The organism is Thiohalobacter sp. (assembly GCF_027000115.1).
GTDB lineage: Bacteria > Pseudomonadota > Gammaproteobacteria > Thiohalobacterales > Thiohalobacteraceae > JALTON01.
The window spans coordinates 1-24,583 of record NZ_JALTON010000060.1; the positions used below are offsets into that span (position 1 = coordinate 1).

A 24,583-nucleotide genomic window follows, 5' to 3' on the forward strand; every position below is an offset into this window, starting at 1 on the left:
CCAGCTCCTCGGCACGCCAGCCAAACGGATGGCTCCGCGACGCCGGGTTGCCGAACACGCCCGTGCGCGTCAGACAACCGCACATCCGGTCCGCCACCCGCTCGTCCACCGGCGTCGTCGCACTGTAGTCCAGATATATGGGCGTGTTTACCGTCATTGCTGTTCCACCACTCGTGTCTCGTTTGAATCGAATGCCGCCTACCAGCCGATGGCACCGGATGCCGCCGACAGTCGGGCTGCCTGTTGCGCCAGCAGGTCGACCAGCCGGTCCACCTCTTCGCGCGTCGTGTCCTTGCCGAAGCTGACCCGCACCGCGCTGCGCGCGCTGGCCTCGTCCACACCCATGGCCAGCAGCACATGGCTGGGCTGGGTCTTGCCCGCAGCGCAGGCCGAACCGCTGGATACGGCGATCCCGCCCTTGTCCAGCTCCATCAGCAGCGTTGCGCCGTCCATGCCGGGCAGCAGCAGCTGCACCGTGTTGGGCAGCCGCGGCGCGCCCTGCGCCAGCACCCGGATCTGCGGCAGCCCGGCCAGCCGCGATTCCAGATGGTCGCGCAGCGTCCGCATGTGACGGATGCGTTCCACCCGTTCCGCCAGAGCCAGCTCCGCGGCCTTGCCGAAGCCGACGATGCCGGCGACGTTCTCGGTGCCGGCGCGCAGGCCACGCTCCTGGCCGCCGCCCACCAGCATGGGATCCAGTTCCAGCGCCTTGTCGAATATCAGCGCGCCCACGCCCTTGGGGCCGTAGATCTTGTGCGACGACAGGCTCATCAGTTGCGCGCCGGTCGACGCGAAGTCGAACACCAGCTTGCCCGCGGCCTGCACCGCATCGCTGTGCATCACCACGCCGGCGGCCCGGCACTGCGCGGCCAGCGCGGCGACCGGCTGCACGGCGCCGGTCTCGTTGTTGGCCAGCATCACCGAGACGAGTGCCGGCCGCTTCGCCAGCAGCGGCTCCAGACGCTCGGTCTCGACCACGCCCTCGGCGTTTACCGGCAGTTCGTGGAGCCGCCAGCCGCGGCGGGTCCAGGCCTGCGCCGGTTCGCGCAGGGAGGCGTGCTCGATGGCGCTGATCACCAGTGTGCCCGGTGCCCGACCCATGCAGCGCGTCCACAGGGCCAGATTGTTCGCCTCGGTGCCGCCGCTGGTGAAGATCACCTGTCCGGGCGCCACCCCGACCAGCGCGGCGACCTGCTCGCGCGCCTGGTCGATCCCGGCCCGCGCCTGCCGCCCGAAGCGGTGCACGCTGGACGGGTTGCCATGGATGTCCCGCAGATAGGGGGCCATGGCCTCGAATACACGTTCATCGAGGGGCGTGGTGGCATTGCAGTCGAGATAGCCCTGCATCGACCCGCTCCCGCCCGCTCAGCCGCGCGCGCTGCCGATGGGCACCCTAACCTCGGTGGTGCCACCCTGCTGCACGCGATCCTGGCGCTCGGCGACTTCCTTGATGCCGCCGTTGCGCATCAGCTCGCCGAGCGTGATGGCCGAGAGGAAGCCCTTGATCTGGTCACTGAGTTCGGTCCAGAGTTCGTGGGTCAGGCAACGCTGGTCGTTGTGGCAGTTGCCCATGCCACCGCAGCGCGTGGTATCGACGTTCTCGTCGACCGCGAGGATGACATCGGCGACGGCGATCTCGTCGGAGGGCCGCGCCAGGTTGTAGCCGCCACCCGGACCGCGGGTGCTGGTGACCAGCCCCTGCCGGCGCAGGCGCGTGAACAACTGTTCCAGATAGGACAGGGAGATGCCCTGCCGCTCGGAGATATCCGCGAGCTTCACGGGCGCCGGGCCGGCATGCATGGCCAGGTCCAGCATGGCGGTGACGGCGTAGCGCCCCTTGGTCGTCAGTTTCATCGGCGGTGTCCCGGTGGTATATTGGCTTACTGCCCGGCACGCAAGGTGCCATACCTGACAAATTTAGTCAAGAATTATCCGCCGATTTTTCCGGGTCTTTTTCCCCGGCCGCTTCCGAAGCCTCCGTTTTCCCCTCGCCTTCCCCGTCCTCTGTCCCGGATTCCAGCTCCTGCACCGGCGCGGTGCTGTGGATCTCGCAGGGCCCCAGGTCGGGGAGCTGCAGGTCGGCCACCTCGGCACCCAGGCTCTTCAGGCCGCGGCACATGTCCTCGAGCTTCTTGTCCATGACATGAATGTGGTCGAGCATGGCATTGATGGCAGTGGCGACCGGGTCCGGCATCTCCTTGGTGGTGCCATAGGCATCGAAGCCCATCTTGCGCGCGATCTCGGCGCCGCGGTCACTGACCGAGGGCCGCTCGTGGGCCACGATGCGGCCGGGTACGCCGACCACGGTGGCGTTGTCGGGCACGTCGCGCAGCACCACGGCATTGGAACCGATGCGCACGCCATTGCCGATGCGCAACGGGCCCAGCACCTTGGCGCCGGCACCGATGACCACGTCATTGCCAAGGGTGGGGTGGCGCTTGCCCTTCTCCCAGCTGGTACCACCGAGGGTAACGCCGTGATAGAGGGTGCAGTCGTCGCCGATCTCGGCGGTTTCGCCGATCACCACGCCCATGCCGTGGTCGATGAAGAAACGCCGGCCGATGCGGGCGCCGGGATGGATCTCGATGCCGGTGAACCAGCGGGCCAGCGCCGACAGCCAGCGTGCCAGCCAGCGCAACCCCCGCGCCCACAGGGCGTGGTTGATGCGATGGGCGATGATGGCGTGCACGCCCGGATAGGTGGTGAGGATCTCGAAGGTGCTGCGCGCGGCGGGGTCGCGATCGAACACGCAGCGCACGTCTTCCCGGATTCGTTCGAACATGCGATCTCCCTCGCCCGCATATTGCCTTTCCCGGCATTCTACCGCGGGGGCACGGGGCGATGCGATTCAGTCGCGGATGCGATCGTTCACCGCGGCGAGGATGCCGCGGAGGATGTTGACCTCGTTGCGATCGGGCCGCGCCCGTGACAACAGCCGGCGCAACCGGCGCATCATGTTGCCCGGACGTTCGGGAGTGATGAACTCGAGCGCGTACAGGGTCTGCTCGAGGTGGGCATACAGGCCTTCCATCTCCGCGCCCGTCGCCGGCGGGTGTTCCTCTGGCTGCGGTGCCAGCGGCCGCTCGCCGAGCTGCGCCATGCGGATCTCGTAGCTCAGTACCTGCACCGCCTGGGCGACATTCAGGGAACTGAATGCCGGGTCCGCCGGGATGTGGACCAGGTGGTGGCAGAGATCCAGCTCGTCGTTGGTCAGCCCGGAGCGTTCGCGGCCGAACACCAGCGCCACCTCGCCACGCGCGGCCTCCGCCACCACCCGCTCACCGCAGGTGCGGGCATCGATCACCGGCCAGCGTATCGAGCGCAGCCGGGCACTCGCGCCCACCACCCAGCTTGCGCCGGCCAGCGCCTCGGCCAGGGTGTCGAACACCTCGGCCTGCGCCAGCAGGTCCTCGGCGCCCGAGGCCCGCGCCGTCGCCTCCTCGTGCGGAAAGGCCGCGGGCGTCACCAGCGACAGCCGGCGCAGCCCCATGTTCTTCAGGGCGCGGGCCGCGGCACCGATGTTGCCGGGGTGCGTGGTCTCGACCAGCACCACGCGCACCTGGTCGGCGATCATCGCGCCTCCGCCATGCCTTCAGCCATGAAACGCGCGACCGACGCCAGCCAGCGCGCAACGGCCCGGTTGGCGGCCTTGGCCGCCGCGGCCGGCCCCTTGCCCGCGACGGGCTCGGAGACCTCGAATTCCCTCGCCACGGCCAGCCGCCGCTGCGCCAGATCGATCAGGCGCAGGCGGGCACGCAGCAGGAACCGGTCCTGTTCTGGCACCAGATCGTAGGTGAATTCCAGTACCTCCAGCTCCAGCCGGTGGCGCACGCCCAGCGGCGTGCCCCGACCGACCACCGCGGCGACGCCCGGCTGTGCGGTCAGTCGCGCCGCCAGCACCGGCTGCAGCATCGCCGCCGGGTCCTCGACCCAGCGCGCGGAGCGGAAATAGCCCAGCCGACCGGGCTGCTCGCGATAGGCCATGCGCGGCGTATCGATGCCCGGTGCGACGCGGGTCACGGCCAGCAGCAGCACCTCGCCGCCGGTCGTTGCCGGGGCGGGTGGCGGCAGCTCGATGCGATAGCGGCTGACCGCCTGCGCTTCCGGCCTCGGCAGCAGGGTGCAGCCACCCAGCAACAGGGCGGCAATCAGGGCCGGCAACAGCGAGAGGGTCAGGGAAGTACGCCGCTTCATGGGTTCATTCTCCGGGGCCCGGGGGTTCGAGCGCATTGCCGTAGATCAGCCGCGCCGGCTGCGCCTCGACCTGCTCGGCCACCCGCCTGAGGTCACCGGCCAGCCGGCGCAGCTCGTCGATCAGCAGCGACAGGTCCGGCGCCAGGCTGCCGGTCACCGTGGTTACCGCCTGCCCGCCCTGCGCCACCTGATGGCGCAACACCTGGCTGGTCTGACGGAAATCGGCGGCCATCGCCTCCAGCCCGGCGGCCGCCGCTTCCACCCGGGCGAGCAGGTCCGGCACCGCCGCGGTGGCCTGCCGCGCCTCGGCCAGCAGCCGCGCGCCCTCGGCCAGGCCCTGCTCGATCTGCTGCCGGCTGTCGGCCAGGGCGCCGGTCACCGACTCTACATGGGCAAGGATGTTGCCGATGCGCGCGCGGTTGTCGGGATTGAGCAGGGCGTGCAGGTCATGGCTCACCACATTGAGATTGCCGATCAGCTCGGACACCGTGTCGTCCAGCCGCGAGAACAGCGAGGGACCGGTAGGGATCACCGGATAGGGCTCGCCCGGCGTTTCGGTCAGCGGGGGCGCCTCCGGCGAACCGCCCGAGAGTTCGATGGAGGCGATGCCGGTCAGGCCCTGGACCGACAGCGTGGCCACCGTATCGGTGCGGATGGGTACGTCCGGGCGCAGCGCCAGCAGCAGTTCCACGCGCTGCGGGTTGGCAGGATCCAGGTTCAGCTCGCGCACCTTGCCGACCTCCACACCGCGATAGCGCACCGGCGCATCCACGTACAGGCCGGACACGGACTCGGTCATGTACACCCGGTAAAGGCGGTACTCCTGCGCAAAGTCGCCGAAGGCCAGCCACAGGCTGATGCCGATGCCGGCCGCACCCAGCAGGATGACAAACAGGCCGACCAGCACATAGTTGATGCGTGTTTCCATGTCCTCAGACCCGCCGCGCCCGCCGCGCACGCGGGCCTTCGAAGTACTGGCGCACCGCGGGATGATCGACGCCGGCCAGCTCAGCCATGGGCGCCACCGCCACGATGCGACGGTCACCCAGCACCGCCACCCGGTCGGCCACGTTCCACAGTGAATCCAGATCGTGACTGATCATCACCACCGTCAGCCCCAGCCATTGTTTCAGTTCGCGGACCAGCGCGTCAAAGCCGTCGGCACTGTGCGGGTCCAGGCCCGACGTGGGCTCGTCCAGAAACAGCAGCTGGGGATCCATGGCCATGGCGCGCGCCAGGCCGGCGCGCTTGATCATGCCGCCGCTCAGTTCCGCCGGATAACGGTGTGCGGCCTCGGCCGGCAGCCCGGCCATGCGGATCTTGATCAGGGCCAGGGCGTCGATGGTGTCGTCGGCCAGCCCGGTGTGCTCGCGCAGGGGTACGCCGACGTTCTGCAGCACCGTGAGCCCGCTGAACAGGGCGCCGTGCTGGAACAGCACGCCGAAGCGGCGTCGCAGTGCCTGCGCCCGCTGCGGCGATATGCCGACCACCTCCTCGCCGAACAGGCGGATGGAACCGGCGCTCGGCCGCCGCAACATGATCATCTCGTGCAGCAGGGTGGTCTTGCCGCTGCCGCTGCCGCCGACCAGGGCCAGGATCTCGCCGGCCTGCACATCCAGGTCCAGGTGCTCGTGCACGGTGAAGTCACCGAAGCGGGTACAGACGTCACGCAGCCGGATCAGGGCTTCGCTCATCTCAGATCCCCAGCCAGCTGAACAGCACCGAGAACTGGGCGTCGGCGACGATGACCAGGAAGATCGACTGCACCACCGACAGTGTCGTGTGACGTCCGACGCTGGCCGCACTGCCCGACACCCGGAAGCCCTGGAAGCAGCCGATCAGGGCGATGATCACCGCGAACACCGGTGCCTTGAGCAACCCCAGCAGGAAGGAACGCACCGACACCGCGTCGCCGAGGCGATCGATGAAGGGCTCGAAGCCCAGCCCGAGCTGGACCTTGGCCATGAGCATGCCGCCGAACACGCCCGCCACGTCGGCGAACACGCTCAGCAACGGCAGGGCCAGTATCAGGGACAACAGCTTGGGCAGCACCAGCACGTCCAGCGGTGCGATGCCGATGGTGCGCAGGGCCGCCACCTCCTCGGTGACCTGCATGGTGCCGATCTGCGCGGTATACGCGGAACCGGTGCGCCCGGCGACGATGATGGCCGCCAGTAGCGGCGCCAGTTCGCGCACCATGGACAGGCCCACGAGATCGGCGACATAGATGTTCGCGCCATAGGCCTTGAGCTGGACGGCGCCCTGATAGGCGATGACCACGCCCATGAGAAAGGACAGCAGTCCGACGATACCCAGCGCCCGCACCCCGGCGCTGTCCAGATCGGCCACCACCGCCGCCCAGCGGATGCGCCAGGGGCGCAGGAGCTGCGTGCCCAGCCGGCTCAGCGACTCCCCGGTGAAGCTCAGAAAGCCCAGCAGTTCCTCCACCCCTTCGAACACCCGCTGGCCGGTTTCGGCCAGCAGGTTCTCGCGCGGCGGTGGTTCCGGCCGGTCGGCGGCGAGGGTCTCCACCTGTTCGATGAGGCTACGGTAGCGTTCGGGCAGGCCTGCGAGGGTGACGCCACGCCCGCCTTCCGCGAGCCGCCGGCGCAGGTGGTCGACGAGCCAGGCGCCCGCGGTATCCAGGGCAGTGAGCGCGGAGAGATCCAGGGTCACCGCACCCGATCCCACCCCGGCGAGCAGCCGCTCGGGCGGGCCGAGGTCCGCCACCGTGGCCAGGGTCCAGGCACCCTCGGCGCGCAGGGTGTCGCCTTCCAGGCGCAGGCGCGGGGGGCTTTCGGAGGCTGCGGCAGGCATGGCGCAGAGTGTCCCGGTTCGCCGGGCGCCGCGCAAGCGGACGCCGTGTGGAGGGTTCACCCGCATATTGCACCAGGGGTTGTGGATGATGGCGGATTTGCAGCCCGCTGCCGCCCAGGTGCCATATGCGGGTTCAGGCGCGACCGACCGGAAAGGCGAGCACCTCGCGAATGTCGTCCACGCCAGCCGCCAGCATCACCAGCCGGTCGAAGCCCAGCGCCACCCCGCTGCCGGCCGGCATCCCGGCCTCGAGCGCGGCCAGGAAGGTTTCGTCGAGGGGCATCTCCGGCCGACCCGCGGCCCGCCGGGCCGCGTTCTCGGCCTCGAACCGCGCCCGCTGCTCGACGGGATCGGTGAGTTCGTAGAAGCCGTTGGCCAGCTCCAGGCCCCCGACATACAGCTCGAAGCGGTCGGCCACTTGGGGACGATCCGGCCGCCGCGCGGCCAGTGCTGCCTGGCTCGCCGGGTAGTCGACCACGAACAGGGGTTCGCCACGACGGGCCAGCTCGGGCTCGATGAGACGGGCAAGCACCAGGTCGCGCCAGACATCGATGTCCTCGTCGGCCCCGAGCGTCACCTCCACCCCCGCCTGAGTCAGGCGGCCGGCCAGGGTCGCCGCATCGGCGGTCAGGCCGTCGACCCCGGCGAATTCGCGGAAGAGTTCGGCATAGGGAAGGCGGCGCCAGGGTGGCGACGGCACCCGCGCCCCGAGCAGCTCGGCCACCAGCGCCTCGACCTCGTCGATCAGTTCGTCGCTGCGCCAGCCCGGCCGGTACCACTCCAGCAGGGTGAACTCGGGGTTGTGGCGGGGACCCGCCTCGGCGTCGCGGAACACCTTGCAAAGCTGGAATATGGGGCCACAGCCGGCCGCCAGCAGCCGCTTCATGGGGAATTCGGGCGAGGTGTGCAGGAACACCCGCGCGGGCGCCGCGGCGCCGGGCAGGCGGACGCGGGTCTCCAGGCTGTCCAGTGCCGGCGCCGGCGTGGCCGCCCGCGACAGCATCGGCGTCTCGACTTCCAGCACGCCGCGCGAGGACAGGAAGGCGCGCGCGCCCGCCAGCAGGCGGGCGCGCAGCACGAGTGTTTCCGGGGATGCGGCCGGCCGCCAGTCCGGCGCCGACATCAGTCCTTGGCGCGCGAGATGTACTCGCCGGTGCGGGTGTCGACCTTGAGCTTGTCGCCGACATCGACGAACAGCGGCACCAGGACGGTGGCACCGGTTTCCAGCGTGGCCGGCTTGGTGGCGCCGGTGGCGGTATCGCCGCGGATGCCGGGTTCGGTCTCGGTCACTTCCAGCACCACGTGGTTGGGCGGGGTGACGCTGATGGGCACGCCGTTCCAAAGGGTGACAGTGCAGACGTCCTGCTCCTTGAGCCAGTTGCGGGCATCGGCCACCGCGGCCTCGTCGGCGGCGACCTGTTCGAAGGTCTCGGGGTGCATGAAGTGCCACTGCTCGCCGTCGCTGTACAGGTACTGCATGTCGACGTCCAGCACGTCGGCGGCCTCGACCGACTCACCGGACTTGAAGGTGCGTTCCCAGACCCGCCCGGTCTTGAGGTTGCGCAGCTTGACGCGGTTGAACGCCTGCCCCTTGCCGGGCTTGACGAACTCGTTTTCAATGATGGCGCAGGGATCGCCGTCCAGCATCACCTTCAGGCCGCGCTTGAATTCGTTGGTGCTGTAACTCGCCATAGAACCTTCCACTCGAAACCGGGAGAGCCCGTGAACAAACCGGCGCGTATGATACCGCGATCGGCCCGCGCCGACCATGCGGCCGAGTGGCAGCAGGCACTGGCGCGGGGCTTCCGCAGCGCCGCCGAGCTGCTCGAATTCCTCGGCCTGCCGCCCGAGCCCGGCGCCGGGGCCGGCGAGCGCCTGTTTCCGACCCGGGTGCCGCGCGGCTTCGCCGCCCGCATGCGGCCGGGCGATCGCCGCGACCCGCTGCTGCTGCAGGTGCTGCCCCTGGCCGCCGAGGCCGAGGCCGTGCCCGGCTTCGTCAGCGACCCGCTGGCCGAGCAGTCGGCCATGCCGGTACCCGGACTGCTGCACAAGTACCGCGGCCGCGCCCTGCTCACCGTCACCGGCGCCTGCGCCGTGCACTGTCGCTACTGCTTCCGGCGCCACTTTCCCTATGCCGAGGCCAACCCGGGTGCGGGCGGCTGGCAGGACGCACTGGATTACCTGCGTGCCGATGCGGACATCCGCGAAATCATCCTCAGCGGTGGCGACCCGCTCAGCCTGTCCGACGATCGGCTGGCCGATCTCATCGGACGACTGGAGGCCATCCCCCACCTGACCCGGCTGCGCCTGCACACGCGGCTGCCGGTGGTGCTGCCGGAACGGGTCACCGGCGCCCTGTGCGCGCGGCTGGCGAAGAGCCGGCTGGACGGCGTGTGCGTGCTCCACGTCAATCACCCCGCGGAGCTGGATGCAACCGTCGACGCCGCGCTGGCCCGGCTGCGGGCGGCGGGCCTGACCCTGCTCAACCAGAGCGTACTGCTGTGCGGCATCAACGATGACGCCGACACCCTCGCCGGTCTCAGCGAGCGCCTGTTCGCCGCCGGCGTGCTGCCCTACTACCTCCACCAGCTCGATCCGGTGGCCGGCGCGGCCCACTTCGCGGTGCCCGACGAGCGGGCCCGAACCCTGGCGGCCACGCTCCGAACACGCCTGCCCGGCTACCTGGTGCCACGGCTGGTACGCGAGCAGGCGGGCGCTCCGGCCAAGACACCCCTCTGAAAAAGCTGGTATTATCACCGGGCGACCGACATCCGCACCGGCGCGGAGCCCGCTAAGGAAACCCCCGCTCCGGCCGAGAAAAACAAAAACCCCCCTGTCGCGAGCTGGAGAACATGGACCAACGTTTGCCGCTACGCCGGCCGGCGACGCCGGGCAGTTTCGACGCCCAGCCCGCCCACGTCGAACAATGGATTGCCGCTCTCCCCGTCCTCAATGTCGGCGAGACCACCCGGCTGCTGTTCAACGCCCTGGTGGAATTCAACACCCTGGAGATGCCCACCGCCCAACGCATGAAGTCGCTGGAGCTGCTGCGGGTGCCGGTGCGCAACATCACGGAAACCCTGAAGAAACATTATGTGGGACACAGCTTCCCGCTGGCGCCCAAGGGGCGCAAGGTCGCCGAGCTGTCCAAGGAAATGCTCAACCAGCTCGCCATCGGCTACCGCATCGTGGTCGCCGAGGAACGCGACAAGCCGCGTTTCCGCCGCGACAAGCGCCTGCTGGCCACCGCCATGCACCGCGCGCTGGCCTGCCTCGGCCTGGTCCTGCTCAAGGCCTACCAGGTCTATGCCCCCTACCCGCCCGGCGTCTGGCGCGAGGTGCACCGGCTGTACGAACAGGCCAGCGAACGCGGCCTGCTCGAGCACGCGGTCCGCGATGCCGGCGAGGACGGCATTGCCCTGACCATCGAGGATGCCTACAAGCAGATCCTGCTGCTGGCGCTGGCCTGTCCCTACCGGCTGCGCCAGGGCGAGGTGGAGCAGGTGTTCCGCGCCCTCGAGAACTGGTCCCGCGAGGCGGAACTCACCGACCTGGTCGAGGCACCCAATCCCGGCGGCCTGTTCATCGTCAATCTGGCCAGCGACGACCCGCCGAGCTACCTGATCCTGCGCCACACCCGGTACGATCGCGCGCATTGCCGGCTGCTGGACACCGCGCGGCTGGCCGAAACCGTGCGCCATGCCTTCACCGACCGCAATCAGGGCCGTGCCGGCCCCGGCGTTCCGTCCGAGACCATCCTGCGGCGGCTGATGCTGTCCTGGGGCGTGATGCCCAGGCGACGCTATTCGCGGACCGAAAAGGCCGCCACTGCCGTGGTCGCCATGGGCCTGAGCGCCACCCACTACTTCATCAGCGGCGAGAACACCTTCTCGGCCGACAGCGGCGACGCCGAGGCCCCGCACTACGACGCCCGCGCGACCTTCACCGCTCGCGAGACCCGGGAGCGCGAGAACGAGGTCCCCGATGTGTGGGACTTGGCCGAGACCCGCCGCTGGCGCAGCGACGACAACCATCGCATCCGCATGGTGGATTTTCCTGCCCAACCGAGCAAACTGGCGCCGAAGTCACCCCCGCCACTGGAGACCGAACCCCATCCACCGGAGTATCACACCCACGAGTGGAAGATGGTCGACGTCAGCGCCGGCGGCTACCGGCTGCTGTGGGACAGCGGCGAGAACTCGGAAGCCGAGGTCGGCGAGCTGGTCGGCATCCGCGAGGCTTCGGACCCCGATGCCTTCCACATGGGACTGGGCGTGGTGCGCTGGATGAAGTGCGCCGAGGGTCGTGGTCTGGAGTTGGGCGTGCAGATGATCGCGCCCGGCGGCGTGGCCGTGGGCACCAAGAAGGCCGGTGCCCGTGAATACCTGCGCAGCCTCATCCTGCCGGAGATTCGCGCCATCGGTCAGCCGGCCACCCTGATCACGCCCACCCTGCCCTACCATGTCGGCGACCAGGTGCTGGTCAACAGCCACGGCAAGGAGGCGCGGGTGGAGCTGACCAAGCTGGTCGAGAACACGGGGGCCTTCGCCCAGTTCCAGTTCCGGCCACTGGACAGCCGCGCCAGCAGCAGCCAGGGCGATTCCGCCGACGGCTCGAACTCCGGCTTCGACGAACTCTGGGAACAGATCTGAAAGAATGCGGCGGGCCCGTCAGCCCCCGTAGATCCTGAAGAAGTCGTCCGGATAGCGAATGCGACCGCCCCCTTCGAGCGCACCCGCTTCCAGCTCCATGGCGGACACCGCCTCGCCCGGACAGGGCAGGTTGGTTTCCAGGCCCCAGTCCGAGGCCGGACGAAAGCCGAACCGCTGATAGTAGTCGGGATGACCCGCCACCACGATGGCGGCATAGCGCATGTCACGGGCGCGGTTGACGGCGGCCTGGATCAGCGCCGAGCCGATGCCGCGGTGGGACTGCGAGGGCACCACCGACATGGGCCCCAGTGCCAGTACCCGGTCACGGCCCTTGCCACCCTCGCGGGCCACCGGCGACAGCAGCACATGACCGACGATGCGGCCGTTGATCTCGGCCACCAGCGACAGGTCGCGGATAAAACCCGGGCGGTTGCGCACGGCGTCGACCAGCTGGGCCTCGGCCTCGCCCTCGAAGGCGCTCAGGTTGACCACGTCGATGGCCTTGACGTCTTCCGGCGTCTCCGCGCGGACGATGACCTCATGCATGTTCGCCTACTCCTCAAGCGCAAGCCGACGAGTTCATGCTAGCAGGATTCACCCGCATGGAAAACAGCCCGGGTTTTCTGTAAAACGATCCTGACGCGAGGGCGACAGGACTTCATTTTCAGCACCTGCTGCCGCTAAGCTCACGATGGAGTCCATACACCGTCACGGAAGGGAACAGGAACGGAGGACCGAGTGTCGACGGACGACAAGCTGCTTCGCCTCATCATCGCCGAGGAATCCCGGAACGACGCCGAGGCCGTTGCCAACATCCTGCGCAATGCCGGCCATGCCGTGCGCTTCCACTATGTGGAGGACACAGAGGATCTCGAGAATGCCCTCGACCAGCAGGTCCCGGACCTGATCATCCTCTCCGAGGGCCTGGAAGGACTCGGCCTGGACGCGCTGCGCACCGAACTGGACAGCCGCAAGCTGGACATCCCCGTCATCCTCATGGCCGCCGAGGCCAACGAGGCGGAGGTGGTCGAGGCCCTGCGCGCCGGCGCCACCGACCTGGTGTCCTTCGACCAGCCCGACCACCTGCGGCTGGTGGTCGAACGCGAGCAGAAGAGCCTGCATACCCGACGCGCCCTGCAGCGATTCGAAACCATCTACAGGGAAAGCGAGCGCCGCTGCCGCGCACTGCTGGACACCTCGCGCGACGCCATCGCCTACGTGCACGACGGCATGCATATCTATGCCAACCAGTCCTATCTGGAGATGTTCGGCTTCGACGACATGGAGGAAATCGAGGGCCACCCGATCATGGACATGGTCGCGCCGGAGGACCATGGCTCCTTCAAGGATTTCCTGCGCAGCTACGGCAAGGAGGACAGCGAGGAGATCGCCGAGCTGGAGGTTTCCTGCGTCAGCGCCAGCAAGGGCAGCTTCAAGGCGCTGATGGAGTTCGCGCCCGCCTCCATCGAGGGCGAGGCCTGCACCCAGATCGTCATCCGTGACCGTTCGACCGCAGACCCGGAACTGGCCGAGAAGCTCAGGCACCTGAGCAAGCAGGACATGCTCACCGGCCTGTTCAATCGCCAGTACTTCATGGAAGAGGTGGAACTGGCCGTCTCCGAGGCGGTCACCGGCGGCGAGAGCAGCGGCGTGCTCTACGTGCTGCTGGACAACTTCAAGCAGGTCAAGGAAAGCGTCGGCCTGGCTGCCAGCGACCTGGTCATCAAGGACATCGCCGATCTCATTCGCAACAAGGTGGGCGACAGCGGCATCGCCGCCCGCTTCGGCGACAACACCTTTGCCGTGCTTTGCCGCGGCAGCGACATCGACGCCGCCCAGGCCCTGGCCGAGGCCATCCGCCACAGTGTCGAGGAGCATATCGTCGATGTCGAGGGCCGTTCGGTCACCGTCACCTGCTCGGTCGGCATCAGCCTGATCACCGAGTCGGCCCCCGAAGCCGCCGAGGTCATGGCCCGGGCGGACCTGGCCTGCGAGGTGGCGCGCTCCGCCGGCGGCAACCGCGTGCACCTGCACAATCCGGTCACCGACGAACAGCGCGGCAGGGAACGCGAGGCGCAATGGAAACAACTGATCAAGGAGGGACTGGAGCAGGACCGCTTCCACCTGGTCTACCAGCCCATCGTCAGCCTGCAGGGCGACCCGCAGGAAAAATACGAGGTGCTGCTGCGGCTGCGCGACGCCGAGGGCCAGGACTACCTGCCGGGCCAGTTCCTGCCGGTGGCCATCGACGGCGGCCTCATCGCCGAGATCGATCGCTGGGTCATCGCCCATGCCATCGAGGTACTGGCCGAGCACCGGCGTCAGGACCACGACACCCAGTTCTTCGTCAAGGTGTCCGGCGTGACGCTTGCCGACCAGGAACTGCCGCTGTGGATCAACGAGCAGCTCAAGGCGGCGCGCCTGCAGAGCGACGCCATCGTGTTCGAGATCGCGGAAAAGGAGGCCAGCCAACACCTCAAGCATGCCAAGGCCTTCATCAAGGCGGTCAAGGCGCTGCACATAGGCACCTCGCTGGAACACTTCGGCAGCAGCCCCAATTCCTTCCAGCTGCTCAAGCACGCCGATGTCGACTACCTCAAGATCGACGGCGCCTTCATCCACAACCTGATGAAGGACGAGAACAACCAGGCCATGGTCAAGTCGATCGTGGAAATGGCCCGCTCCATGAACAAGCAATGCGTGGCCGAGTTCGTCGAGGACGCCTCCAGCGTGGCCATGCTGTTCCAGTTCGGTGTCCAGTACATCCAGGGCTACTTCCTGCAGGAACCCCATCCCGCGCTGGACTACGACTTCTCCGAGGAATCACTGTAGGCGCCTCCTCGCTGGCGCAACCTGGACCGGCTCCATTCCGGCGGGCGCTTGATCTGGATCAAACCCGCCCGCGCCGCGGCTTCGCCATAATCGCTGCGCCCGGCCTGCACGCCAGGCGCAGTCGAGCGAAGCCCTCATGTTTGTGCAGAAGGATTCCCGCCATCGTCTCAAGATCGGCCTCGCCGAGATGCTCAAGGGCGGCGTCATCATGGACGTCACCACCCCCGAGCAGGCGCGCATCGCCGAGCGTGCCGGCGCCGTGGCGGTCATGGCCCTGGAGCGGATTCCCGCCGACATCCGCCGGGATGGCGGCGTGGCGCGCATGTCCGACCCCGCGCTGATCGACGCCATCCGCGATGCGGTGTCGATACCGGTCATGGCCAAGTGCCGCATCGGCCATGTCAGCGAGGCGCGCATCCTGGAGGCGCTGGAGGTCGACTTCATCGACGAAAGCGAGGTGCTGACCCCGGCCGACGAACAGCATCATATCGACAAGTGGGCATTCGAGATCCCCTTCGTCTGTGGCGCCACCGACCTGGGCGAGGCCCTGCGCCGCATCGGCGAGGGCGCGGCCATGATCCGCACCAAGGGCGAGGCCGGCAGCGGCAACATCGTCGAGGCCGTGCGCCACCTGCGGCTGATCCGCCGCCAGATCGGCGAACTGTCCGCGCTGCCGCGCGAGGAGTGGATGCGGGCCGCGCGCGAGCTGGGCGCACCCCACGCGCTGGTGGAACAGGTGGCCACCCTCGGCCGCCTGCCGGTGCCGGCCTTCTCCGCCGGCGGCATCGCCACCCCCGCCGATGCCGCGCTGGTGCGGGAACTGGGGGCCGAGGCCGTGTTCGTCGGCTCCGGCATCTTCCGCTCCGAGGACCCGGAGGCGCGCGCCGCGGCCATCGTGCAGGCGACCACCTGGTTCGACTGCCCGGAAATCCTGGCCGAGGTATCGCGCGGCCTGCGCGAGGCCATGCCCGGCATCGAGCTGGGCGGCCTGGACGACGACCAGCGCATGGCGCGGCGGGGCTGGTAGCCATGAGTACCGTCGGCATCCTTGCCCTGCAGGGTGACGTCGAACGCCACGAGGCGGCGCTGGAATCACTGGGCCACGCCACCCAGCGGGTGCGCGGCGCCGCGGAACTCGACGGCTGCAGCGCGCTGGTAATCCCCGGTGGCGAGTCCACCACCCTTTCCACCCTGCTGCACCGGCGTGGGCTCACCGCAGCCCTGCGCCGCTTCGGCGCATCGCATCCGGTACTGGGCACCTGCGCCGGGCTGGTACTGATGGCGCGCGACAACGGTGATACGCGGGTCGCCTCGCTGGGGCTGCTGGACGTGCGCCTGCAGCGCAACCACTACGGCAGCCAGCGCCACAGCTTCAGCACCGACCTGGAAGTGCCGGCGCTTGCCGAGGGTCCGCTGGCGGCCGACTTCATCCGCGCGCCCGCCATTCTCGATGCAGGTCCCGGGGTGGAAGTGCTCGCGCGCTGCGACGGCCTGCCCGTGCTGGTGCGGCAGGGCCGGCATGTCGGTGCCAGCTTCCACCCCGAACTCGCCGGTGACGCGCGCATCCATCGCCTGTGGCTGGAAGGCGCCTGCCACTGACCGCCGATGACCGCCCCCGACATCTACCAGCCCTCGGCCCGCACCCTCCGGCCGCTGCCCGGGGTGCCGGCCCCGCTGGCGGCCCTGTCGCGGCTGCTGCCGGGTGCGCCATCGGCCTGGCTGGCACCGCGGCTGCTCGACCGCATGTTCGTGGCCGAACGCGAATGCGGGGCACTGGATTTCCTCACCGACCGCCAGGTGCTGCTGCGGGTGAGCGACCTCGATCTTTCCCTGCCGCTCGGCTACCGCGGGCGCCGCTTCCGCCGCGCCGATCCGCGACGACAGCCGGTGCATCTGCGCCTGGAGGGGCCGCTGTACGGCTTCCTGCTGCTGGCGGCACGCCGCGAGGACCCGGACACCCTGTTCTTCCAGCGCCAGCTGCGCCTGTCCGGCGACACCGAACTGGGCCTGGAACTGAAGAACTTCCTCGACGGCCTGGATGCCTCGCCGGCCCGGCAGCGACTGGCCGCAGTCGCGGAACAGATGCTGGGCGTCGCCGATCGGCTGAGCGGAAAACAGGCGGGAAGCGACTGAAACGATAGCCACGGCTTCCACTGGACCCACGGAAACTGCCGATCGCCCTGCACGGTTTCCTGCCAAGGGCAGCGAATGTTCGTTACCCTGGGTTCGGTGGATTCAGTGGCCATCGTCCAAAAGACCACCGTGCAGGGCCGCCGCAACCGGCGGACGACGGGCGTTTCCATCCTCGTCAGCAAGGGACCCGCGCCATGCCGGGCTCGCCATGCCAGAAGCCGTTGCCCGGCGCCAGCGGCAGCATCGCATCCAGGCGGGCGGCCTCTGTCTGCGGGTCCGCCTCGCCCCGACGCACCGCGTCGAAGGCGGCGACCACTTCGGCCATGCCCTCGGCCTCCGGATACAGCCGCAACCATTCCACGCCGATTTCCGCCAGCGCGGGCAGTTCCGCCAGCAGGCTGAAGGGGGCGGCGGGCTGGAGCTGGATGCCATTGATGTTGAGAAAGGGCTCACCGTTGCGGGTACGCAGCAGCTCGCCGGCCGGGTCTTCCAGACAGCGAAAGCCGCACTCGTCCTTGGCCAGATCGTGGGCGCGAGCGGTGAAGCAGCGCGCCGAATGCGCGAGCCCCGGCCGCCCGAACACCGTGACCTCCGTTTCCACACCCGACGGACGCGCGTCGTGCAGGGCGCGGCATTCACGCTCACCCAGCTCCACCGGCAGCACCCAGCGCACCATGCCCGCGGCCGCCAGCCGCTTCATGGCGCGAACGTTGTAGAGGTTGATCCCCGGTCCGGCAACGAAGGGGGCACCCTCGCGCAGCTGCGCCCCGGCCAGGTCGTTCACCTCGACCGGATAATCGCGCTGGCTGCACAGCCGGCGCAGCGTCGCCAGCTCCGAGCCGGCGCTGATCAGCAACAGCGAGGACAGCACCACCTGCTTGCCGGCCGCGCTCAGAAAGGCCACCAGTTCCTGCCAGTCCGCCTCGCGCAACTGGCGCCGCTTGGCGCAGACGTTCTCGCCGAGATAGACCAGATCCACCGGCCACTCGGCCACCTGCCGATAAAAGGCGAACACCTGTTCACGCGGCCAGAAATACTGGATGGGCGCAAGGCTCAGTCGCGGCCTCATCGCGGATTCCTCATCGCCAGGGCCGGGCGTAGGCGCCCAGCGTGGTCTGTACGCCCTCGGCGACCCGGCCCAGGCTGCGCTGCCAGTCCTCGCGTACCCTGAAGCCGTCGCCCGCGGCGAGGCTGTCGATGGCCTCGCGCCAGACGCGGGTGACACTGGCGACATACTGCGGACTGCGCTGCCGGCCCTCGATCTTGATCGCGGCCACCCCCGCGGTCTTGAGTTCCGGCAGCAGCGCCAGGGTATTGAGACTGGTCGGTTCCTCCAGCACGTAGCCCACGCGGCCGTCGACCTCGAAGCGCCCCTTGCAAAGCGTCGGGTAGCCGGCCAGCTCGTCGGCCCCGTAGCGGTCGATGAGCACGCCGTTGAGCCGGGTTTCCAGAAGATCGCCGTCGTTTTCCCAGGACACGTAACGCGCCGGCGAACAGGCCCCGCAGGTGTTGGGCGACTCACCCGTGACATAGGAGGACAGGAAACAACGCCCCTCGGCCATCACGCACAGGCTGCCGAAGCCGAACACCTCGATCTCGGCCGGCGCGGATTCGGCCAGCGCGCGGACCTGGGCCAGTGACAGCACCCGCGGCAGCACCACCCGCTGCACGCCGAACCGCTCGACATGGAAACGGATGGCCTCGGCATTGGTGGCGGAGGCCTGCACCGACAGATGCAGGCGCAGGCCGGGGTGGCGCTCCGCCGCATGGTCCAGCACCCCGAGATCCGCGGCGATCAAGGCATCCACCCCCAACTCTGCGGCGCGGTCCACCGCCTTCTGCCAACGCGGCCAGCCATCCGGACGCGGATAGGTGTTGAGCGCCAGGAACACCTTGCGGCCGCGCTCGCGGGCGTAGGCAATCGCCTTGGCAATATCGTGGCCGGAAAAGTTGAGCCCGGCGAAGTGCCGCGCATTGGTGTCGTCGCGAAAGCCGAGATAGACGGCGTCCGCACCATTGTCCACCGCTGCCTTCAGCGACGGCAGATTACCCGCGGGGCAGACCAGTTCCATTACGATACCTCCCGGAACGCCGCGCCAGCGCGCGCTCCACTGCATTGAGCACCCGCCATTTCCAGGCACACCAGTGCGGCGCCAGCAGCAGGCGCGGCTCCGCCGTTCCGGTCAGGCGGTGAAAAACGATACCCGGCGGCGTGGCGCGCACCAGTTCCGCCACCAGATTCACGTACCAGTCGAAGGCCGGCGGCCGGTACTCGCCGCGGCGCCACTCGTTGGCGAGCCGGGTGCCCTTGACCACGTGCAGCGGATGCAGCTTGAGACCCTCCACGCCCAGCGCCAGCACCCGGCGATGGGTCTCGCGCACATGCCAGGCGTCCTCGCCGGGCAGGCCGAGGATCAGGTGGGTACACAGCGGCAGGCCGCGCGCGCGTGCCCGCTGCACGGCGTCGGCATACTCGGCGAAGCCGTGGCCGCGATTGACCCGCGCCAGCGTGTGATCGAAGGCCGACTGCAGCCCCAGCTCCAGCCACACCTCGTAGCCCTGCGCCCGGTACTCCGCCAGCAGGTCCAGCACGGCATCGGGCACGCAGTCGGGGCGAGTACCGATGCTCAGGCCGATGACATCGGGCTCGGCCAGCGCCTCCTCGTAGCGCGCACGCAGCACTGCCACATCGGCATAGGTATTGGTGTAGGCCTGGAAATAGGCAATGTAACGCTGCGCACCGGTGCGCTTGCGGATCACCCGGCGCCCGGCCTCGATCTGCTCGGCCACCGACGGCGGCCGGCGCGCGGCCGGACTGAAGGACTGGTTGTTGCAGAAGGTGCAGCCGCCGATGCCGCGGCTGCCGTCGCGGTTGGGGCAGGTGAAGCCGGCGTGAATGGCCAGCTTGTGTACCCGCCGGCCATGACGGCGCAAGAGATCCTGACCGAAGGTGGAAACGTACTGATGCAGGGCCATGGGACCATCCGCCGGCGGGCGCACAAGGAATTGGCGCATTGTCCGGCGGGCGCCGGCACGCGGCTTTGACCTGCGTCAATTACCCCTCGATGACAACCCGGCACCCTGCCCTGACTCGGCACCATCCGGAATCAGTCCATGCCCCAGGCCACATCTGCAATCGACAACCCCTTCGATCCCGACGGCGATCCCGCGCCGTACCGGCGCTGGCGGGAGTGGAAGCTGGATCATCATCCCCGCCGCCTGGAGGACCTGGTGGTTACCCTCACCGACCCCGCGCGGCTCACGCCGGGCGAGCGCCAAGCGGTGATCGACCGCATCCGTCGCGCCAACATGGTCCTCTATGTCACCGACCCGGCACGGATCGAGGCCCGGCAGGTGCCGCTGCTGCTGGCCCGCCAGCTCGGCGTGAGCGGGCTGGACTGCAACTGGCTGGCGGAGGACGACGGCCTGACCGCGCTGAGCGTGCACGAGGACGCCCTCCATCGGGGCTACATCCCCTACACCGACCGGCCCATCCAGTGGCATACCGACGGCTACTACAACCCGCCGGAGCGCCAGGTACACGCCCTGATGCTGCACGCGGAACGGCCAGCCGCCGAAGGCGGCGAGAACCGGCTGATGGATCACGAACTGCTCTACATCCTGCTGCGCGACGAGGACCCCGCGCTCATCCGCGCGCTGATGCGACCGCAGGCCCTGTCCATCCCCGCCCGGGTCGCCGGTGGCGACACCGCCCGGCCGCTCGCGCGCGGCCCGGTGTTCTCGATCACGGCACAGGGCAAGCTGCACCTGCGCTACACGGCGCGGCAGCGCAATGCCCTGTGGGAGGAAACGCCCGCCGTGCAGCGGGCGCAGGCGCGCATTCGCGAACTGCTGGAGCAGCCGTCACCCTGGATCTTCCAGGGCCGGCTGGAGGCCGGCATGGGCCTGATCAGCAACAACGTGCTGCACGATCGCAACGGCTTCCGCGACCCACCCGGATCACCCGGCCGCCTGCTGTATCGTGCCCGCTTTCACGGCCGGGTCACGGCCGCGGACTGACGGCCCGGAGGCCGTCAGGGAAAGGCAGGGATGGTGGGTTCGACGCCGTGGGCGTCCGCTTCCGGATGCAGCCGGCGGATCAGATCGCCGATTTCCTCGGCGCGCCCCTTGGGCACGTCCACCATCAGCAGAATCTGGCCACGGGCGATGGCATCCTCGAACTGGCGCAGACGGTGATTGGGCACGCTCACCCCGATCATGCTCGCCACCCAGGCCCCGAACAGGGCCCCGGCCAGCGCCGTCGCCAGCACCAGCACCCCGCCCGCCTGCAGGCTCAGGCCCAGCAGGGGCATGGACAGGCCACCGGCGAGGATACCGGCCAGGCCGCCATAGATCAGCCCCAGCTGCAGGCCATGCACCAGGTCACTGCGCTGGAACAGGTTGGCCCGCGGCAGGTCCGCCGCCTCCATCTCCGAAGGCGTCAGGTAGTGAATATGCCGTTCCTCGATGCGCGCCAGCAGCAGCTCGTCATGGGCGCGGCGGGCGCTGTCCAGGTTCGGCAGCAGGAAATAGAGTCTTCTTCTCATGGTCGCCTCCTTCCCCGCAACGGGGATGGTCCTCGACTCGACAGGCCCGAAGCAGCCTGTCCTTCCCTGAGTCTAGGTCACCGGGCGGCATCGACCGATAGAATCTCCTTGGGTTCGGCCAGCGATAGAAGACTTCTATGAGTCCTCGGAACGCCAGCCCTTGTCCGCGCGGCGCCGGTCGGCTTCCGGCGGATCGCCTCGCCGAAAGCGCCTGATGAGTTCATGCTGTTCCTTGCCGGGAAAGATAACGTAAAGCCATTCAGAGGGTCGTTCTTGGGCAAGAGCTTGCCGCTCCTTATCTATTACCGGGATATCCGCTTGAATTCTCGCCCGATTTTGCGGAGAGAACGCCGGCATGCCGTCGAAGGGATAGGCCAACGCGGGTCGATCCCCGCGTGTGCGGGGAAGCCCGTCCCGGCCGGCGGCCTGCAGCCGGTGCAGGGCGTCGAGGACAGGCCGGTCATCTACTTCGATTCGGATCATTGTCTATAATAATAGGAAGCGCCCAGGGCATCGGGACGTTGTGCTCATACCACAAAGCCGTTACGGACGTAGTCCTGGGGACTGGGCGCTCTTCCACAGGGTTTGCAGCACCATCATCCGCCGGCTGCTGCGCAGTTCAAACGCGGCCGTGTATTCGACGTCGTTCCAGCGGCGCCGGGCACGCACCACGGGGCGACCGACATCGGATGTCCCGCCGTATTCCAGGGCGTCGGCATCCAGGATGATCGCGGGCAGCCGTGCATAGTCTTCCACCGTGACCGCCACCTGCCCCCGGGGCGCCTCGGTTGCGGCATCGCCATGCTGGCGGCGCACATGGCCGGGCGCGTTGCGGTCGATGGCCCAGTCGTAGAGCGCCAGCCGCCCTGCGTCCTGCCCGGTCATGCCCGCGATCTGCCGGGCCTCGCTTGCAGTCAGCAGGCCGAGCGTGCGATACGGCGGCACCGGCCGCCCCGCGAGCACGGCCTGGGCGTAGCGGCGGGTGTCCTCGGCCACCGAGGGTAGACCGCGGTAGGCGATGGCGTGGGCGTCGCGCACCCGCGCCGGCAGGGCCTGCATATAGGCCTTGGCCAGCTCGTAGGGCCACTGGCGCGTCTTGTCGGCCATCGCTACCGCCATGTCCCGCAGTCCCGGATCCAGCGGCGCCAGCCGGCGCGCGATCTCGCCCAGCGCGCGGGCCCGCCGCCCCGGCATGTAGTCCCATCCCGGGTCGATCCCGGGCGGTGCCCCAGTGTCCGGGTCGGCTGAGTTCCAGCCCTCGGGGGGCTGCTTGTCCGGATTGCCGCCGAGCCGCCGCGCGCCGCGTTCGGAGCGGGCGCCGACGACGTAGCAGCGACAATTGCTGACCACCGCCGCGTTCGGTCGATCCCCGCGTGTGCGGGGAAGCCCGCATTCTTTGGTTGCCTCGTGCTCGAGGGCAAGGTCGATCCCCGCGTGTGCGGGGAAGCCTCGCTGGCGTCGTCGGACAGGCGTCCGACGTGAGGTCGATCCCCGCGTGTGCGGGGAAGCCCCGAACAGGTCGTGCCTCACTCTCGCATGAGGGGGTCGATCCCCGCGTGTGCGGGGAAGCCGTCCAGAAGGTCTACATGTCGAACGGCAACCCGGGTCGATCCCCGCGTGTGCGGGGAAGCCGAGGCCAACGCGGCCACGGCCACCAAGCCGAAGGGTCGATCCCCGCGTGTGCGGGGAAGCCCCACGAACCGGAGCCTGCAGCATGACCGACAGAGGTCGATCCCCGCGTGTGCGGGGAAGCCCGCAGTGCTCACGGACGAGAAGATGATCGTATTGGTCGATCCCCGCGTGTGCGGGGAAGCCGAGAGCCCGGCCAGAAGCCGGGCTTCGTGGAGGGGTCGATCCCCGCGTGTGCGGGGAAGCCCTGCGACACGAAAGTGCCGCAGGAGATGGCCGAGGTCGATCCCCGCGTGTGCGGGGAAGCCGCGTTTGCGCGGGGTGTGGCGCGGGCGGGGCTGGGTCGATCCCCGCGTGTGCGGGGAAGCCAGCCCCATGACGCGATGGGTCAGGCCGTGGCGGGGTCGATCCCCGCGTGTGCGGGGAAGCCTGGGCCAACCGGTATGGCGTCCATAGGCAGGTGGGTCGATCCCCGCGTGTGCGGGGAAGCCTCTTGTATGCGACGCCTTGATTTTACACAAATTGTTAAAGAGCGAAGAACTACCCGGGTGTTATCCCGGCCCGTTTACCTGAGAAAGTCCGTTCCCATTTGGTTTGCGCTGTCTCCGTATCCATCTGATGGTGTGTAACGATCAAGCCATCGACTTCGACCAGGGCAACCGGTGGCAGGCCCAGTGTTTTAACAGCCTGTTCGCCGGGCATCCGCGGCTCGCGCCAGACCATGACAATGGACGCCTCCTGTTCTCCTGTGAACCATTCTTCCAGAACCTTCCAGATACGCTCGCGGACGGCCGGTGACTGGCGTGGTGAGCTGTAGACCCCGGGTGCCATCTCCAGCATGGTGGAAGCTAGAAAACCCCGTATGCGGGGCGATACATTACGGGTGACCACCACGGTCATCGTCGACATGGAGCAGTTCCTTTATTCGATCAATCATGGCAGGGATGATTTTGCGCTTGCGGAACCAGGATGCGGCTGTGAACCGGATCTCCCGTTCGAGCAGCAGTTCGGGATCGTCCATGACCTTGCGCGCCACGGAAAAAGCCAAAGGGACGGTAAAGTCGTCTCGCCACAGATCGGCAATATCCAGTGTAAACGCATTGCTGGATTCTTCGTGGATGAACCCCAATGGAGGCAGCGCACCCACGGCGGCAACGGCAATATCGGCCGCCGATTCGACAAACGTGGCTGCGTGATTAAGTGCCTGGTTGGGCACATCGTTGGTGGACGGATTCTGCCGGTCATATCGCCTCCCCCGCCAGGGAATACCGTATTTCTCGGCGTGAGTCTTGTACATGGATTTTACCCGTCCGCCCTCGATCCCGCGCAGGACCGTGATATCCCGGTGCGGCAGCACTCGCCCGAAACGAAAGGCATACATCCGTCGGGCCACCTCGAGGCGGGCTTTCTCGTCGGCCCAAAGGCGAGCATGTGAACGCGCCACGTCTGACTGGCCCTGGCCCATGGGAGGCGCGGTGTAAAAGCGAATGCCGCCTTCTCCGATGGCGGCCAGCAGGGTACCGTGACGGGCCAGGATACGCAGGGCGTCATGGCTGACCGTCGTCCCGGGACCCATGAGAATCATCGAGACGGACTGGTAAGGGATGGCATAGACTCCGGGTTTGAACAAATCACTTTTTGCAGCCAGAAACTGGAGTGTTCCGTCCTCCACATAGAGATTGCCACGACTGAGCCATAGCAGGCCATGCCGGTCGGCATGGGGAATGCGGCTTTCAGCGAGACCGAGCCGGCCGGGAAACAAGCCTCTGCGCGACATGA

25 protein-coding genes, 1 pseudogene and 1 CRISPR repeat array are annotated in these 24,583 nt (G+C 68.4%); of the genes and pseudogenes, 7 read left to right on the forward strand and 19 right to left on the reverse strand.

What is annotated here, in order from left to right; translation table 11 throughout:
- The 11 genes and pseudogenes from MVF76_RS12330 to efp form a co-directional block, all read right to left on the reverse strand.
- Positions 1 to 157 (reverse strand): annotated as a pseudogene (locus tag MVF76_RS12330) (IscS subfamily cysteine desulfurase); the annotation flags it as partial.
- A 41-nt stretch (positions 158 to 198) separates the two neighbouring features.
- The gene (locus MVF76_RS12335; RefSeq protein WP_297529570.1) at positions 199 to 1,347 is read right to left on the reverse strand and encodes a cysteine desulfurase family protein; all 1,149 of its coding nucleotides are present in this window, start codon (positions 1,345 to 1,347) and stop codon (positions 199 to 201) included.
- 18 nt (positions 1,348 to 1,365) lie between these two features.
- Complete coding sequence (locus MVF76_RS12340) at positions 1,366 to 1,854, reverse strand: Fe-S cluster assembly transcription factor (RefSeq protein WP_297529572.1); 489 nt, start codon at positions 1,852 to 1,854, stop codon at positions 1,366 to 1,368.
- 67 nt (positions 1,855 to 1,921) lie between these two features.
- A complete protein-coding gene (gene cysE, locus MVF76_RS12345; protein WP_297529574.1) occupies positions 1,922 to 2,782 on the reverse strand; it encodes a serine O-acetyltransferase in 861 nt (286 codons plus the stop codon).
- Positions 2,783 to 2,848: 66 nt separating this feature from the next.
- The gene (gene trmJ / locus MVF76_RS12350) at positions 2,849 to 3,571 is read right to left on the reverse strand and encodes a tRNA (cytosine(32)/uridine(32)-2'-O)-methyltransferase TrmJ (protein WP_317622966.1); all 723 of its coding nucleotides are present in this window, start codon (positions 3,569 to 3,571) and stop codon (positions 2,849 to 2,851) included.
- A complete protein-coding gene (locus MVF76_RS12355) occupies positions 3,571 to 4,194 on the reverse strand; it encodes an ABC-type transport auxiliary lipoprotein family protein (protein ID WP_297529578.1) in 624 nt (207 codons plus the stop codon). The genes trmJ and MVF76_RS12355 overlap by 1 nt, the downstream gene beginning before the upstream one ends.
- A 4-nt stretch (positions 4,195 to 4,198) precedes the next feature.
- Positions 4,199 to 5,122, reverse strand: a complete 924-nt coding sequence (locus MVF76_RS12360) for an MlaD family protein (RefSeq protein WP_297529580.1) — start codon at positions 5,120 to 5,122, stop codon at positions 4,199 to 4,201.
- Positions 5,123 to 5,126: 4 nt separating this feature from the next.
- Positions 5,127 to 5,888 (reverse strand): ABC transporter ATP-binding protein, encoded by a 762-nt coding sequence (locus MVF76_RS12365; protein ID WP_297529582.1) that lies wholly within the window; start codon positions 5,886 to 5,888, stop codon positions 5,127 to 5,129.
- A gap of 1 nt (position 5,889) precedes the next feature.
- Positions 5,890 to 7,011: an ABC transporter permease gene (locus tag MVF76_RS12370; protein WP_297529584.1), complete on the reverse strand. Its 1,122-nt coding sequence runs from the start codon at positions 7,009 to 7,011 to the stop codon at positions 5,890 to 5,892.
- Between the two features lie 133 nt (positions 7,012 to 7,144).
- Positions 7,145 to 8,134: an EF-P lysine aminoacylase EpmA gene (epmA, locus tag MVF76_RS12375; RefSeq protein ID WP_297529586.1), complete on the reverse strand. Its 990-nt coding sequence runs from the start codon at positions 8,132 to 8,134 to the stop codon at positions 7,145 to 7,147.
- Positions 8,134 to 8,703 (reverse strand): elongation factor P, encoded by a 570-nt coding sequence (efp, locus tag MVF76_RS12380; protein ID WP_297529588.1) that lies wholly within the window; start codon positions 8,701 to 8,703, stop codon positions 8,134 to 8,136. The genes epmA and efp overlap by 1 nt, the downstream gene beginning before the upstream one ends.
- A gap of 48 nt (positions 8,704 to 8,751) precedes the next feature.
- Between efp and epmB the strand changes: the two genes are divergently transcribed.
- Positions 8,752 to 9,750 (forward strand): EF-P beta-lysylation protein EpmB, encoded by a 999-nt coding sequence (epmB, locus tag MVF76_RS12385; RefSeq protein WP_297529590.1) that lies wholly within the window; start codon positions 8,752 to 8,754, stop codon positions 9,748 to 9,750.
- Positions 9,751 to 9,863: 113 nt separating this feature from the next.
- Complete coding sequence (locus tag MVF76_RS12390; RefSeq protein WP_297529592.1) at positions 9,864 to 11,663, forward strand: hypothetical protein; 1,800 nt, start codon at positions 9,864 to 9,866, stop codon at positions 11,661 to 11,663.
- Positions 11,664 to 11,681: 18 nt separating this feature from the next.
- Here MVF76_RS12390 and MVF76_RS12395 read toward each other — a convergent pair whose 3' ends face one another.
- Positions 11,682 to 12,209 carry a GNAT family N-acetyltransferase gene (locus MVF76_RS12395; protein ID WP_297529594.1) on the reverse strand — a complete coding sequence of 176 codons (528 nt, stop codon included), beginning with the start codon at positions 12,207 to 12,209 and terminating at the stop codon, positions 11,682 to 11,684.
- A gap of 192 nt (positions 12,210 to 12,401) precedes the next feature.
- On the opposite strand from MVF76_RS12395, the gene MVF76_RS12400 reads away from it, so the two are divergent.
- The 4 genes from MVF76_RS12400 to ubiT all read left to right on the forward strand — a co-directional run bounded on the left by MVF76_RS12400 (position 12,402) and on the right by ubiT (position 16,628).
- Positions 12,402 to 14,495: a putative bifunctional diguanylate cyclase/phosphodiesterase gene (locus MVF76_RS12400; RefSeq protein WP_297529596.1), complete on the forward strand. Its 2,094-nt coding sequence runs from the start codon at positions 12,402 to 12,404 to the stop codon at positions 14,493 to 14,495.
- 136 nt (positions 14,496 to 14,631) lie between these two features.
- Positions 14,632 to 15,522, forward strand: a complete 891-nt coding sequence (gene pdxS / locus MVF76_RS12405) for a pyridoxal 5'-phosphate synthase lyase subunit PdxS (RefSeq protein ID WP_297529598.1) — start codon at positions 14,632 to 14,634, stop codon at positions 15,520 to 15,522.
- Positions 15,523 to 15,524: 2 nt separating this feature from the next.
- Entirely contained in the window at positions 15,525 to 16,094 is a 570-nt protein-coding gene (gene pdxT, locus MVF76_RS12410; protein ID WP_297529600.1) for a pyridoxal 5'-phosphate synthase glutaminase subunit PdxT, read from the forward strand.
- Between the two features lie 6 nt (positions 16,095 to 16,100).
- Positions 16,101 to 16,628, forward strand: a complete 528-nt coding sequence (gene ubiT / locus MVF76_RS12415) for a ubiquinone anaerobic biosynthesis accessory factor UbiT (RefSeq protein WP_297529602.1) — start codon at positions 16,101 to 16,103, stop codon at positions 16,626 to 16,628.
- A gap of 175 nt (positions 16,629 to 16,803) precedes the next feature.
- Here ubiT and ubiV read toward each other — a convergent pair whose 3' ends face one another.
- The 3 genes from ubiV to MVF76_RS12430 are packed head-to-tail and all read right to left on the reverse strand — an operon-like array spanning position 16,804 to position 19,604.
- Positions 16,804 to 17,697, reverse strand: coding sequence for a ubiquinone anaerobic biosynthesis protein UbiV (gene ubiV / locus MVF76_RS12420; protein ID WP_297529604.1), 894 nt, complete (start codon positions 17,695 to 17,697; stop codon positions 16,804 to 16,806).
- Positions 17,698 to 17,707: 10 nt separating this feature from the next.
- Positions 17,708 to 18,700, reverse strand: coding sequence for a ubiquinone anaerobic biosynthesis protein UbiU (ubiU, locus tag MVF76_RS12425; RefSeq protein ID WP_297529606.1), 993 nt, complete (start codon positions 18,698 to 18,700; stop codon positions 17,708 to 17,710).
- Entirely contained in the window at positions 18,675 to 19,604 is a 930-nt protein-coding gene (locus MVF76_RS12430; protein ID WP_297529608.1) for a TIGR01212 family radical SAM protein, read from the reverse strand. Before MVF76_RS12430 ends, ubiU begins: the two co-directional genes overlap by 26 nt.
- 138 nt (positions 19,605 to 19,742) lie before the next feature.
- On the opposite strand from MVF76_RS12430, the gene MVF76_RS12435 reads away from it, so the two are divergent.
- On the forward strand, positions 19,743 to 20,648 hold the full coding sequence (locus MVF76_RS12435) for a TauD/TfdA family dioxygenase (protein ID WP_297529610.1): 906 nt from the start codon (positions 19,743 to 19,745) through the stop codon (positions 20,646 to 20,648).
- Positions 20,649 to 20,662: 14 nt separating this feature from the next.
- Here the strand turns inward: MVF76_RS12435 and MVF76_RS12440 are convergent, their stop codons facing one another.
- The 4 genes from MVF76_RS12440 to cas1e form a co-directional block, all read right to left on the reverse strand.
- On the reverse strand, positions 20,663 to 21,175 hold the full coding sequence (locus tag MVF76_RS12440) for a DUF1269 domain-containing protein (RefSeq protein WP_297529612.1): 513 nt from the start codon (positions 21,173 to 21,175) through the stop codon (positions 20,663 to 20,665).
- A gap of 543 nt (positions 21,176 to 21,718) precedes the next feature.
- Entirely contained in the window at positions 21,719 to 22,525 is an 807-nt protein-coding gene (locus tag MVF76_RS12445) for a hypothetical protein (protein WP_297529614.1), read from the reverse strand.
- 10 nt (positions 22,526 to 22,535) lie between these two features.
- Positions 22,536 to 23,295: direct repeats of the CRISPR family, unit length 28 nt; unit sequence GGTCGATCCCCGCGTGTGCGGGGAAGCC.
- A 49-nt stretch (positions 23,296 to 23,344) separates the two neighbouring features.
- A complete protein-coding gene (cas2e, locus tag MVF76_RS12450; RefSeq protein WP_297529617.1) occupies positions 23,345 to 23,713 on the reverse strand; it encodes a type I-E CRISPR-associated endoribonuclease Cas2e in 369 nt (122 codons plus the stop codon).
- Positions 23,682 to 24,581 (reverse strand): type I-E CRISPR-associated endonuclease Cas1e, encoded by a 900-nt coding sequence (gene cas1e, locus MVF76_RS12455; RefSeq protein ID WP_297529619.1) that lies wholly within the window; start codon positions 24,579 to 24,581, stop codon positions 23,682 to 23,684. The genes cas2e and cas1e overlap by 32 nt, the downstream gene beginning before the upstream one ends.
- Positions 24,582 to 24,583 lie beyond the last annotated feature (2 nt).